This window comes from Candidatus Arsenophonus triatominarum (genome assembly GCF_001640365.1).
GTDB classification, from domain to species: Bacteria; Pseudomonadota; Gammaproteobacteria; order Enterobacterales; family Enterobacteriaceae; genus Arsenophonus; species Arsenophonus triatominarum.
Genome location: NZ_LWMI01000011.1, coordinates 111,224 through 123,459 on the forward strand (window position 1 = coordinate 111,224; position 12,236 = coordinate 123,459).

Below are 12,236 nucleotides of genomic sequence, written 5' to 3' on the forward strand. Positions count from 1 at the left end.
CATCATATTAGCAGCGTTGTAAGAAGTTGTTAACCATTAGTTATTGGTTGGCGTGTAAGTGGCTTTGTGTGAGATTGCGGTTTTGTTCTTGGTATTTTGCCAAAGATAGCACACGGGAGTGAAAAAATAATTTGTACATAACTGTGTATATAAAAATAAATATAGAAGACATTGTTTTATTTAATTTATTGATATAATAATTTTTTTAAATAAATATCATTTCCGATGAAAATGGAGTTTTTTAATCAACTTGCTGCTATCTATGCGGTGGAAAAACAAGCAGATGGAAACTTCACTTTTGCCATGGGAAGTTTTATTAAAAAGAGTCACATTACTCATATAGCTAGGCGACTTAATTTTGATTACAAGGTGTGTTATGAGTTATACAATTGATTTTCGACGTAAAGTAATATCTGTAAGGAAAGCCGAAGGTTTAACAATTCGAGAAACTGCGAAACAATTCCGTATTGGAAAAGCGTCTTTAGTACGTTGGCTTAAACGACCAGAGCCAAAAAATTCAACGCCACGTAAGAGGAAGCTCGATAAAAATGCTTTAGCAAAAGATGTGGAACAGTATCCAGATGCTTACCAAAAGGAACGGGCAGAGCGATTCGGTGTTTGTAAAAAGACTATTTGGCAATCCCTTAAAAAGCTGGGATTAACCTATAAAAAAAACTCTATTCCATCCAAAAACCAACGAAAGCGACAGGCTGGCACATCAGCAAAAAAGACAACAGTATGAAAAAAAAGATAAATCTGTTGTTTTTATTGATGAAAGTGGTTTTTCACATGACACTCCACGAACTCACGGCTATTCCCCAAAAGGTCACCGTTGTTTTGGCCTGAAAAACTGGGGTGCTAAGGGAAGAACAAATGTTATTGGCGCTTTATTGGGAACAACCCTTTTTGCTATCGGATTATTTGATTGCAATATTAACCGTGATGTTTTTTATGTTTGGATCACAAAAATATTGCTCCCAGAACTTCCTGAAAATTCTGTTATTTTTATGGACAACGCTAGCTTTCACAAAGGTAAGAATATTGAACAGGCAATTATAAACGCAGGACACCAGATAGAATATTTGCCTGTGTATTCACCAGATTTAAATCCTATAGAACATAAATGGTCTCAAGCTAAACGTAAAAAGATGGAAACAGGATGCACTATCGATGACCTGTTTTTAATACATATGCTGTAATCAAAATTAAGTCGCCTAGCTATAATAAAAATGAGCAGAAAGAAAAACAGTTAAATCGTTTTTTGGTTAATGATAATGAAATTTCGATTATTGCATTAGCTAAACTGACTAATAGTCAACAAAAAATAAAAATTGATGAGAAAATATTATTAAAATTTATTACCATGGATGAAAAAACACGAACAACTCAGTTAGAAATTATTAACCATAAAAAAACTTCAATAAAAAAATTGAATTAACTATCGATAGCTTATCTGCGGATGAAATAAAGCATTTTATCCAACAACATAAACAAGATTTAGATAAATATCAGGGTAAACGAATATATTTAAATAAACGCAACGGCCATTACGATGTTTATCGTAATTCTTATCAGCATAATATTGCTATGCTGCAACAAAATATTGTTAAGGGAAAGAAACAGTTAATAACAACTATTTGACCATAAGATCAATTGCTGATTTTAATATAACTTTGGTTAATCCCTGTTAAATTGTTTACCAACGCCATCTTTTTGATGGTGTAATTGTTTCTGGTAATGGGATATCCCATGGTGCGGTGGGAACTTTATCAACCAATTGGCAGTCATGCGCCAATCCAATCGGATAAAAGTGTTTTTTACGCCAATTGGCAAGCAACCTATCATAAAATCCGCCGCCCATACCTAATCGTTGTCCTTGTTTATCAAATGCAACTAGTGGCACGAACAGAATATCTAACTGTGCTATTGGCATAATATCCATAACATTAAGTGCTGGTTCAGCGATATGAAAGCGATTTTTTATCAGTTGAGTATCAGGGCGATAGTGTAGAAACAGCAGTTGATGGCGATTGAAGGGATGCAAAACAGGTAGATAAACTTTTTTATTTTTTGTCCAAAGTTTTTTGATTAATGAATGAGTATTGATTTCACCATCAAATGAAAGAAATAACGCCAAATGGGAGGCAGATCGGATAAGCTCGTGTTCTAACACCAGGTGAGTTATTTTATCTGCTGCGCTATTTTGTTGTTCGCATGTTAATTGTCGACGATATTGGCGAACTGTTTGCCGGATAATTTTCTGTCGTTTGGGTAGATTATTAAACATAAAATTGGGAATTATTAATTTGGCAGCAATAAAATAATACGGTTTTTTATAGTTGTATCATTCAGCTTTTATTGATTGAAGCATAGTATATTTGAATGGTAACATTGTGAGTATAACAGTATAGCTCATTGAGGACCTCCAAGATGCCGTTGCGGGCTGTAACCCTTGAACCCGTGGTTCAAGGTGAACGTAGTATCGTTAACTTTAGGCTTCCTGGTGGCTAGGCTTTCTCTAGCTGACCAGGCATGCACACCATAAACAGATAGCCACATTCTAAGTGATTTGAAATATCGGCTCAGGGGACTGACCCGCTGACGAGCATCTCAGAGAATTCAAACTATATCTTATGTATCTATTGTATGAAAGTAAATACAGAAAGCAACCTATTCTTACTCTATTTTGGTACCAATGTTGTTTTATTCTAACGGAGTAATTGTTCGTCCAGTAATGCGCGCTTGCTCTTGCAATGCCTGTTCGATCGTATGTTGCAATACACGGATTTTTTGTTCCATATTATCAGTATAGTCCTGAGTTTTGATTTTTTCTTGCGCAAGTTCATGGCAAATGTTTAAAGCGACGATAAAAATAAGTTGCTCGGTATTTGTGACACCAGTTCGGTTTTTTAAATCTTTTAGCCGTTGCTCAAGCTCAGCCGCAGACGATTTTAAGGCATTTTGTTGGTCTTTGGGGCAATTAACCCTTAATGTTCGTCCTAAAATTTGAATATTAACAGGTTGTGTAGACATTATATCTTCCTGATTGTGTGGGGAGACGAAATAGACTAGTAATATTTCGCTGCCCATAATTCTATTGATGCTATCAGAATAATTATGAGTGATTTATGTGCAATTTGTGCACTTATCTAGTATAGCGACCGTCCTTGATGGTAGCATATTACATACTCAATATTATTAACGTAACTGAGCAGACATGCCAATACAGAAATCTTTACCTAATTATCAAACTCTTGAGCTACTATTGCAACAACAGAATGTTGCTTTAACAGCCGCAGAAATGTACGGCTTAATTACAGGCCTAATTTGTGGCGGTAATCACGATTATAACTGGAAAAAGTCAATTTATGAACTAACCAATGATGGATTAGCTTTTTCGCAGATATTAACTAATCCACTCCGTGAGCTTTATAACTTTACATTTGCATCTTTAGATAATAATGATTTCATTTTTAATTTGTTGTTACCTGAAAATGATAAGGTGTCTGAGCGAGCTGATGCCTTAGCCGGTTGGGTTATGACAAAAAATGACGATCAAAATAAGTTAGAACAGGCTTTGGAAGAGATCATTGAGTATGTTAAGGTCGCAGTTCAGCTCTGTTTTATTACCTTTATGGAGGTAAAAGATCGGCGAATGAAAGCAAAAAACGATAAACCAACATTACATTGATAGGCATAATATTCTAACCTATTTTGTTGTTTAATCGCTTGTGGGAGAAGGCATGACTCAACAACCATTTATATCTCGTCGCCATAAGTTATTAAAAAAAATGGCACCTGCCAGCGCGGCTATTTTTTTTGCCGCTCCATCTGCTTTGCGAAATGCAGATTGTGAATATCCTTATCGGCAACACAGTGATTTTCTCTATTTAACTGGCTTTAGTGAACCTGAAGCAGCCTTAGTTATCATTAAATATAATGAAACCTCTAGTGAGAGCATACTATTTAATCGTGTGCGTGATCAAGCGATGGAAACCTGGTTTGGTCGTCGTTTAGGCCAGCAAGCCGCGATTGCAAAACTGGGCGTGGATCGGGCATTACCGTTTGCTGAAATTGATCAACAACTTTATCAATTATTAAATGGTTTAGCCGTTATTTATCATGCGCAAGGTGAATTTGCTTATGCGGATCAGATCGTTGGTGCAGCACTTAATCGGTTAAGGCAAGGTAGTCGGCAAAAATTAAAAGCTCCATCTACTCAAATTGACTGGCGGCCAATGCTTCACGAAATGCGATTATTTAAATCACCTGAAGAACTTACTCTAATGCGTGAAGCTAGCAAGATTTCTGCTGATGCACACCTTAGAGCAATGCAAACCTGCCAGCCTGATATGTATGAATATCAGCTGGCTGCAGAAATTGAACATCAGTTTGCCAGTCAAGGCGCAAAATCTCCTGCTTATACCACCACTGTAGGCAGTGGGCAAAATGCCTGTATTTTGCATTACACCGAAAATGATGCCGTGATGAAGGCAGGGGATTTAGTTCTGGTTGATGCAGGTGCAGAATATCAAGGTTATGCCAGTGATATTACGCGTACCTTTCCAGTCAATGGTAAATTCAGCCCATCGCAGCGTGAAATTTATGACATTGTATTGACGGCACTAAATAGCGCTTTAACCTTATATCGACCTGGGGTCACTATTCATCAAGTGATGGCGGTGGTGATAAAGATTAAGATCGAAGGTTTAATTAAGTTGGGTCTTTTGCAAGGTGAGCTAGATAAACTGATCGAAAGTAAAGCTCACTTGCCTTTTTTTATGCATGGTTTAAGTCACTGGCTAGGGCTTGATGTCCATGATGTTGGTGACTATGGTAACAATCGCGATCGTCCGTTAGAGCTGGGTATGGTATTGACCGTTGAACCGGGGCTTTATATTGCACCGGATGCTAATGTGCCTGAAGCTTATCGAGGAATTGGTATCCGTATTGAAGATGATATTGTGATCACTGAAGAGGGTAATGAAAACCTGACAGTGGCTGTTATTAAAGATCCTGATGAGATAGAAGCACTGATGGCAGCAGCAAAGTAGGCAGGGAATTAGAAACGATGAAAGTAATTATTGTTGGCAGTGGTATGACAGGTGCGTCATTAGCACTTGCTATTTCGGCCTTCAGTCAGGGAAAGGTTCAAGTTTCATTAATTGAAGCAAGGTTACCTAATAAGGCACATCCTGGTTTTGATGCCAGAACAATTGCATTGGCTTATGGCACTTGCCAACAGTTTAATCAAATTGGTATCTGGCACAGATTAAAAAAGTATGTGACGCCAATTACTAATATTCATGTTTCTGACTATGGCCATGCTGGCGCGGTAAATATGTATGCCAAAGATTATTCCCTTCCTGCACTTGGTTATGTTGTTGAATTGCAGGATGCAGGAAATTACTTATTTGAGCAGCTTAAAAAAGCTCAGGGTGTTGAATTATATTGTCCTGATGAAGTTATTGCTATTGAGCGCACAATTGAGCATGTATCAGTCAAATTAACGAGTGGTAAAGTATTAACCGGGCAGTTATTAGTTGCTGCTGATGGCAGCGATTCCATGATAGGTAAACTCAGTCAAATTGAATGGCAGCGCGCGTCATACCAACAATGTGCAATTATTGCTAATGTTTTAACTAGCGAAGCGCCACAGGGCCAAGCCTTTGAGCGTTTTACCCAACATGGTCCGTTGGCAATGTTACCTATGTCTAAAGGGCGTAGTTCATTGGTTTGGTGTCACCCATTGGAAAACCAGCAGTCTATTATGCAGTGGAGTGATGACCAATTTATAACAGAATTACAAAAATGGTTTGGCTGGCGGTTAGGTGAAATTAAGGCCGTTAGCGAGCGTTATTGTTTTCCATTGTTACTTTCGCAAGCGAAAAGATTGATTAGCCATCGATTGGTTTTAGTTGGCAATGCAGCACAAACTTTACATCCTATTGCTGGTCAGGGGTTTAATCTTGGTATGCGTGATGTCATGATCCTTGCCAATATAATTAGTGAAGTAGCCAATCATGGTGGAGATATGGGAGCTTACTCGGTTCTTATGCAGTATCAAATGCAGCGTCATGATGATCGTCAAAGCACCATAAAGTTAACCGATAATCTGGTTCATTTATTTTCCAATAATCATCTAATTTTTGCTATTGGCCGTAATGTTGGATTAATGGCAATGGAAACACTACCACTTATGCGTGACATTTTAGCCCACCAAGCAATGGGACGATCGTTTGATCTCTAATTATTTAAGAGGAATATTTTAACTATGCAATCGTTTGATGTGGTTATTGTGGGTGGTGGTATGGTTGGCCTCGCTCTGGCTTGTGGATTACGGGGGGGCGGGATGAGGATTGCTGTTATTGAAAATTCTCCTGTGCAACATCAATTTGATCCGCAACAATCGCCTTCACTCAGAGTGTCTGCTATCAATGCAGCGAGTCAAAAATTACTCGATTATTTAGGTGTTTGGCAAACCATCGTGCAGAAAAGAGTTGGTAGTTATCAGCAAATGGAGGTTTGGCAGCAGGATAGCTTTGGTCATATTCAATTTGATGCCAAGCAGCATTATTTACCTGGTCTCGGATATATCATTGAAAATTCGATTATTCGTGGATCATTATGGCAACAGGCTCAATCAAGCAAAGATATTACTTTATTAACAGACAATAGATTGAAAAAAGTTGTTTGGGGCGAGAATGAAGTATTTATGACTTTTGATAATGAGCAAATGTTGACGGCAAGGTTGGTAGTTGGTGCCGATGGTGCTAAATCATGGTTAAGGGAAAAAGCGGATATTCCGCTTAGCTTTTGGGATTATGAACATACGGCATTGGTTGCCACCATTCGAACTGAGATGCCCCATATGCTAACTGCTCGTCAATCTTTTCATAACGATAGCATTTTAGCTTTTTTACCGCTACACGATCCTCATCTTTGCTCAATTGTTTGGTCATTGCCGGCAATGCAAGCGAATAGACGCTTGAATTTAGAGGTTTCTGCATTTGAAAAAGAGTTAAGTGTAGCTTTAGATATGCGCCTCGGTTTTTGTCAGTTAATTAGTGAACGTCAGATTCTTCCACTTATTGGCCAGTATGCGCGAAATTTTGCCGGTCAACGTATTGCTTTATTAGGTGATGCTGCTCACACGATACATCTTTTAGCAGGTCAAGGGGTAAATTTAGGCTTTATGGATGTTGCAGAGTTGATTGGACAATTACGGCGTTTGAATAGCGCAGGTAAAGATATTGGGCAGTATTTTTATTTACAAAGTTATGAACGTAAACGTAAACATAGTGCTGTACTGATGTTGGCTAGTATGCAGGGGCTTCGGCAATTATTTGATGGCAATAATCCAGTCAAAAAAATGGTTCGTGATGTTGGATTACTGTTGGCTAATACACTACCAGGCATAAAACCAAAGTTGTTAAGCTATGCGTTAGGAGCACATGATATGCCTGAATGGTTAGCAAAAGTCACGACAAATTCCTCAGAAATAGTGTAACTTATCGGTGCATTGCTCTTAATCTATCATTTTACAGGGAATAACACTGCTGGTTTGAAATAGTTGTTTCAATTAATTTATTTCAGCAATTTCGTTTATTATTTTTACTACTGTAGTTACTCTGTTTTTAAGCTCAATATTTTACTCTACTAATAGGTACTTTGATTTAACAACTTAATTTGTCTATACCTATTAATGAGGAAAATAGAACAATGACGATAAAACAGACTTCATTATATGAGCAGCATTTAGCATGTAATGCAACCATGATCGATTTTCATGGCTGGCTGATGTCATTGCATTACGGTTCTCAAATTGATGAACACCATGCTGTTCGTACTGCAACTGGCGTGTTTGATATTTCTTATTTAACCTGAGGTCGGGATAAGAAATAAAGTGAAAGTCTTGCTATTCAAATAGTTGAATGCGCATATTTCGTTAAAATACTCTAACAATCTGGTTAAAGAGTAGAGCATTGTTAAACAATTATGGAAAATTTTACTGAACTTTATTGCCTGATGGATGATTTTTGTAAAGACTTCGAGCCAAAAATGTATGAAATTTAGCTGAATAACGATAGTAAGCGTCGTAGACGGTCTACTCAGCTTTCATTGGCTGAAATGATGACACTGGTTGTTTTTTGTTTCATCAACTCCGATTCAGCCAATTCAAGGTATTTTATCTCTATTATGTCCGTTTATATCTCAGGAAGGAATTTCCTAACTTGCCATCATATTCACGCTGCGTAGAGTTACTTCCGCGCAGTGCCTTAGCTTTAACGGCACTGTTTGAGTCAATTAAGGGAAAGTGCACGGGTCTGTCGGTTGCCGATTCTACTCCGATAGCTGTGTGTGATAACTTACGGATTCGCCGGCACATAGTAGCTCAGACTTGGTCTGACAGTTACCGGTTATTTATACAGTACCTGTCAGGTTAAATTTGATTTAAATCTTTCTCTCTCCAAAGTTGTTTTCCATCGTGTAAAGTTGCCATAGGAGTTCGACCGCAACACATTTTTCCTTGATGAGTGCGTTGGTTATTATATTCTGCTAACCATTTATCTAAATCAGTTTGTAATTCATTTAAAGCCCTATAGATTTTCTTACGAAAAGCCACCTGATAGAACTCTTGTAATACAGTTTTATGAAAGCGTTCACAAATCCCATTAGTTTGAGGTGAACGAGCTTTAGTTTTTGTATGAGCGAGATAAAGTTGATAATCGTGATGTTCAACTTTACCACAATACTCACTGCCTCTGTCCGTCAGTATACGTAATACCGGTAACCCATGCTGGGAATAAAAAGGGAGAACCTTGTCATTTAATAAATCTGCCGCCGTTATCGCGCTTTTTGTTGTGTAAAGCTTACAATGAACGACTTTACTGTAAGTATCAATAAGCGTGTTGCTTAATAGTGAAATAAGGGTATTTCGGTGATTGAAGTAAATTTTAGGCTGTTCTGAGATGGAAATTCCAAAGACCGGCACTAAGGAGTAAAAAGGTATCATCAATAAAGGGTCTACGATTCCGTAAAATTTGGGTCATACAACCGAGGCGCTTGATACCCGCGATGGCGTGTTCAACCGTAATACGGATGCCCGAGATTATTTTATTTTCTTGTTTTTGTTCAGGCGATAAAGGTCTTTTTCGAGTTCCTTTTTTTGGGATTTGTGTATTAGGATGCTGTTTATCTATACCTTGAAAACCGGTATCGGCCCAGATGGTTACCTCAGGGGGAATATGGCGAATTATATCGACTTTATCGAGTAAGCGTTTATCGTGACGGCGCCCATTTTTGATCATGGGGATAAATCCAATTTTCCTCGTTTCGTCAGTCATAATAAGCCCTTTTCGAGTGGTCTGTCTTTTCTTTCCCGAATACATTTTTTTTTCGCCGACGCAGATTCTTAAAAATAGTTGCTGAATAGAGACTTGCATTTTTTGTCACGCTATAGACAATAAAAAGAGGTTTAACTTAGAAAATAACGGTTTGAAATGATCAACAAAGAGCGGTTGTTACGAGATAATCGTTTATGTAAAGCAATCATTGGATTATCAGTCGAAGAATTGAAAAATTTAGCCGCTGAATTTTCAGCTTGTTATTTGATTTATCGGAAAAAGAATCGAAAAGATCACGAGCGGCAGATGGGTGCAGGGCAGAAAGGATTTATCCCAACCCCATTAGATAAACTGCTTTTTATTTTATTGTATTTAAAATGTTATCCGACCTATGATTTGCAAGGACTTCTTTTTGGTTTAGATAGAACACGGGTATGTCGCTGGGTAAAAATATTATTGCCGGTTTTAGAGATGACCTTGGGGCGAGAATGTGTTTTGCCCGCTCGTCAAATTCGCTCTGCTGAGGAATTTTTTCGCGCCTTTCCTGGAGTTAAAGACGTCTTTATTGATGGGACAGAGCGACCTGTCCAAAAGCCTAAGAATCTGCGTCGGCGAAAAAAAATGTATTCGGGAAAGAAAAGACAGACCACTCGAAAAGGGCTTATTATGACTGACGAAACGAGGAAAATTGGATTTATCCCCATGATCAAAAATGGGCGCCGTCACGATAAACGCTTACTCGATAAAGTCGATATAATTCGCCATATTCCCCCTGAGGTAACCATCTGGGCCGATACCGGTTTTCAAGGTATAGATAAACAGCATCCTAATACACAAATCCCAAAAAAAGGAACTCGAAAAAGACCTTTATCGCCTGAACAAAAACAAGAAAATAAAATAATCTCGGGCATCCGTATTACGGTTGAACACGCCATCGCGGGTATCAAGCGCCTCGGTTGTATGACCCAAATTTTACGGAATCGTAGACCCTTTATTGATGATACCTTTTTACTCCTTAGTGCCGGTCTTTGGAATTTCCATCTCAGAACAGCCTAAAATTTACTTCAATCACCGAAATACCCTTATTTCACTATTAAGCAACACGCTTTTAGGCTTTTGGACAGGTCGCTCTGTCCCATCAATAAAGACGTCTTTAACTCCAGGAAAGGCGCGAAAAAATTCCTCAGCAGAGCGAATTTGACGAGCGGGCAAAACACATTCTCGCCCCAAGGTCATCTCTAAAACCGGCAATAATATTTTTACCCAGCGACATACCCGTGTTCTATCTAAACCAAAAAGAAGTCCTTGCAAATCATAGGTCGGATAACATTTTAAATACAATAAAATAAAAAGCAGTTTATCTATTGAATCACCGATTAATTGGCAATCTAAAGAACCGCAAACAAGCAAATATGAAGATGACCGAGGTTACGGTCAAGGTAGATACATGGGGGATTAACAATGAATTTTACCAAGGCAATGAGAAAAAAAGCAAAACTCCGGCTCGCTTTAACAGGACCAAGTGGTTCAGGGAAAACCTATGGCGCACTCACTATTGCTAAAGGGCTTGGTGGCAAAACAGCAGTTATTGATACTGAAAAAGGAAGTGCTTCATTATATTCAAATTATTTTAATTTTAATGTGCTTGAACTTGACCCACCCTTCACCCCTGAACGCTTTATTCAGGCAATGAATATTGCACAAGAAGCCAGCTACGACAACCTTATTATTGACAGTATAACGCATGAATGGAACGGAACAGGGGGATGCCTTGAAATATTGGATGCCATTACAAGCACCAAATACAAAGGAAATAGTTGGTCAGCATGGAATAATATAACGCCCAGACATAACAAATTTATCAATTCAATTCTCCGTTCAAATATAAACATTATTGCAACAATGCGTAGTAAAACAGAAACGGCGCAAGTGGATAAAGGAAATGGCAAGAAAAGAGTCGATAAACTCGGCATGAAATCAGAACAACGAGACGGTATAGAATATGAGTTCACCACCGTTTTAGATTTAAACCATGAAACACATACCGCCTCAGCAAGTAAAGATAGAACAGGATTGTTTAGCAATGCTGATTTTATAGTGATTAATGAGGATGTAGGTAAACGCTTGAATGAATGGCTAAATGATGGCAGAAGTCAGGCTGAAATACATTTAATGTTATTTACTGATTCTGTTAACCAAACAAAAAATATGAATGAACTGCAAATATTATTTGCTGAGGCTTATAAGGCATTGAAAGATACACCAGAGCAAACTAAAGCACAAGAAATTTACGAATCCAAAAAAGAAGCACTTAAAATAAAAGAGGTCGCTTAAATGGCAAACCAAAACCAGTGTAACTTTACCGGACGCATCGGCAAATTAGAAATTCGCTATACCCAGGATAAAAATCCCATCACCGTATTCTCAATCGATATCAGCAAATCAAGAAAAGACAACAGTGGTCAATGGATTGATGACACAACATGGATAAACTGCAAGGCATTTAAACAAATAGCGGAATATATCAATAATCATGCACAAAAAGGCACTTTTGTTCGTGTTACCACAGTCTATCAGGAAAATAAATGGACAGATAAATCCGGTCAGCAAAGGATAACACCGGAATTTTTAGTCAATGACATTGAAATATTAGGCAACCGGAAGGAAAGAAAACCGCAGGAAAGTCAAAGTAGACCGAATCTGCCAACCAATAATCAGCCAAGCAATAATCCTGTGATTGAGCCTGATTTTGATGATTCCATCCCCTTTTAGACGCAGGAGAAATTACTATGTGGATTTTAATCTTGTCCATGTACGCCAGTCCTTACTCATCAAGTAACTTTGCAAGTCTTCATACTCAAGAGTTTGACACTGAGAACATGTGTCAAT

General features: G+C 38.1%; 15 protein-coding genes, 1 other RNA gene and 3 pseudogenes. 13 read left to right on the top strand and 6 right to left on the bottom strand.

Annotated elements, in window-relative coordinates; translation table 11 throughout:
• The first annotated feature begins 231 nt into the window (after positions 1-231).
• The 4 genes from AYJ55_RS30735 to AYJ55_RS30740 all read left to right on the top strand — a co-directional run bounded on the left by AYJ55_RS30735 (position 232) and on the right by AYJ55_RS30740 (position 1,438).
• Positions 232-393 carry a hypothetical protein gene (locus AYJ55_RS30735; RefSeq protein ID WP_187153235.1) on the top strand — a complete coding sequence of 54 codons (162 nt, stop codon included), beginning with the start codon at positions 232-234 and terminating at the stop codon, positions 391-393.
• The gene (locus AYJ55_RS11330) at positions 377-742 is read left to right on the top strand and encodes an IS630 transposase-related protein (protein ID WP_063653415.1); all 366 of its coding nucleotides are present in this window, start codon (positions 377-379) and stop codon (positions 740-742) included. The genes AYJ55_RS30735 and AYJ55_RS11330 overlap by 17 nt, the downstream gene beginning before the upstream one ends.
• Positions 711-1,199, top strand: a complete 489-nt coding sequence (locus AYJ55_RS11335; protein WP_063653499.1) for an IS630 family transposase — start codon at positions 711-713, stop codon at positions 1,197-1,199. The genes AYJ55_RS11330 and AYJ55_RS11335 overlap by 32 nt, the downstream gene beginning before the upstream one ends.
• Positions 1,200-1,261: 62 nt before the next feature.
• Positions 1,262-1,438 carry a hypothetical protein gene (locus tag AYJ55_RS30740; protein WP_187153236.1) on the top strand — a complete coding sequence of 59 codons (177 nt, stop codon included), beginning with the start codon at positions 1,262-1,264 and terminating at the stop codon, positions 1,436-1,438.
• A gap of 258 nt (positions 1,439-1,696) precedes the next feature.
• Here AYJ55_RS30740 and AYJ55_RS11340 read toward each other — a convergent pair whose 3' ends face one another.
• The 3 genes from AYJ55_RS11340 to zapA form a co-directional block, all read right to left on the bottom strand.
• Positions 1,697-2,287 carry a 5-formyltetrahydrofolate cyclo-ligase gene (locus tag AYJ55_RS11340; protein ID WP_063656434.1) on the bottom strand — a complete coding sequence of 197 codons (591 nt, stop codon included), beginning with the start codon at positions 2,285-2,287 and terminating at the stop codon, positions 1,697-1,699.
• Positions 2,288-2,418: 131 nt separating this feature from the next.
• A non-coding RNA gene (ssrS, locus tag AYJ55_RS11345) (6S RNA) lies at positions 2,419-2,620 on the bottom strand.
• Positions 2,621-2,703: 83 nt separating this feature from the next.
• Positions 2,704-3,033, bottom strand: coding sequence for a cell division protein ZapA (gene zapA, locus AYJ55_RS11350; RefSeq protein WP_063656437.1), 330 nt, complete (start codon positions 3,031-3,033; stop codon positions 2,704-2,706).
• A 184-nt stretch (positions 3,034-3,217) separates the two neighbouring features.
• On the opposite strand from zapA, the gene AYJ55_RS11355 reads away from it, so the two are divergent.
• The 6 genes and pseudogenes from AYJ55_RS11355 to AYJ55_RS35940 all read left to right on the top strand — a co-directional run.
• On the top strand, positions 3,218-3,691 hold the full coding sequence (locus tag AYJ55_RS11355) for a UPF0149 family protein (protein ID WP_063656439.1): 474 nt from the start codon (positions 3,218-3,220) through the stop codon (positions 3,689-3,691).
• 52 nt (positions 3,692-3,743) lie between these two features.
• Positions 3,744-5,054 carry a Xaa-Pro aminopeptidase gene (pepP, locus tag AYJ55_RS11360; protein WP_063656441.1) on the top strand — a complete coding sequence of 437 codons (1,311 nt, stop codon included), beginning with the start codon at positions 3,744-3,746 and terminating at the stop codon, positions 5,052-5,054.
• Between the two features lie 17 nt (positions 5,055-5,071).
• Positions 5,072-6,250: a 2-octaprenyl-6-methoxyphenyl hydroxylase gene (ubiH, locus tag AYJ55_RS11365; protein WP_063656443.1), complete on the top strand. Its 1,179-nt coding sequence runs from the start codon at positions 5,072-5,074 to the stop codon at positions 6,248-6,250.
• A 24-nt stretch (positions 6,251-6,274) separates the two neighbouring features.
• A complete protein-coding gene (gene ubiI, locus AYJ55_RS11370) occupies positions 6,275-7,510 on the top strand; it encodes an FAD-dependent 2-octaprenylphenol hydroxylase (RefSeq protein ID WP_063656445.1) in 1,236 nt (411 codons plus the stop codon).
• Positions 7,511-7,722: 212 nt separating this feature from the next.
• Positions 7,723-7,884: pseudogene (gene gcvT, locus AYJ55_RS25905) on the top strand (glycine cleavage system aminomethyltransferase GcvT); the annotation flags it as partial.
• Between the two features lie 114 nt (positions 7,885-7,998).
• Positions 7,999-8,393: pseudogene (locus AYJ55_RS35940) on the top strand (transposase family protein); the annotation flags it as partial.
• 50 nt (positions 8,394-8,443) lie between these two features.
• Here AYJ55_RS35940 and AYJ55_RS11375 read toward each other — a convergent pair.
• A pseudogene (locus AYJ55_RS11375) lies at positions 8,444-8,911 on the bottom strand (integrase core domain-containing protein); the annotation flags it as partial.
• A 46-nt stretch (positions 8,912-8,957) separates the two neighbouring features.
• On the bottom strand, positions 8,958-9,446 hold the full coding sequence (locus AYJ55_RS11380) for a transposase family protein (RefSeq protein ID WP_063656450.1): 489 nt from the start codon (positions 9,444-9,446) through the stop codon (positions 8,958-8,960).
• Positions 9,447-9,503: 57 nt separating this feature from the next.
• On the opposite strand from AYJ55_RS11380, the gene AYJ55_RS11385 reads away from it, so the two are divergent.
• On the top strand, positions 9,504-10,403 hold the full coding sequence (locus AYJ55_RS11385; RefSeq protein WP_063653812.1) for a transposase family protein: 900 nt from the start codon (positions 9,504-9,506) through the stop codon (positions 10,401-10,403).
• Between the two features lie 12 nt (positions 10,404-10,415).
• Here AYJ55_RS11385 and AYJ55_RS11390 read toward each other — a convergent pair whose 3' ends face one another.
• Positions 10,416-10,757 (bottom strand): helix-turn-helix domain-containing protein, encoded by a 342-nt coding sequence (locus tag AYJ55_RS11390; protein ID WP_063656452.1) that lies wholly within the window; start codon positions 10,755-10,757, stop codon positions 10,416-10,418.
• A gap of 51 nt (positions 10,758-10,808) precedes the next feature.
• Between AYJ55_RS11390 and AYJ55_RS11395 the strand changes: the two genes are divergently transcribed.
• Together AYJ55_RS11395 and AYJ55_RS11400 are read left to right on the top strand one after the other, a co-directional pair.
• Positions 10,809-11,681, top strand: a complete 873-nt coding sequence (locus AYJ55_RS11395; protein WP_063656454.1) for an ATP-binding protein — start codon at positions 10,809-10,811, stop codon at positions 11,679-11,681.
• Entirely contained in the window at positions 11,682-12,119 is a 438-nt protein-coding gene (locus tag AYJ55_RS11400) for a single-stranded DNA-binding protein (RefSeq protein ID WP_063656455.1), read from the top strand. It begins immediately after the preceding gene.
• The last annotated feature ends 117 nt before the right edge of the window (positions 12,120-12,236 follow it).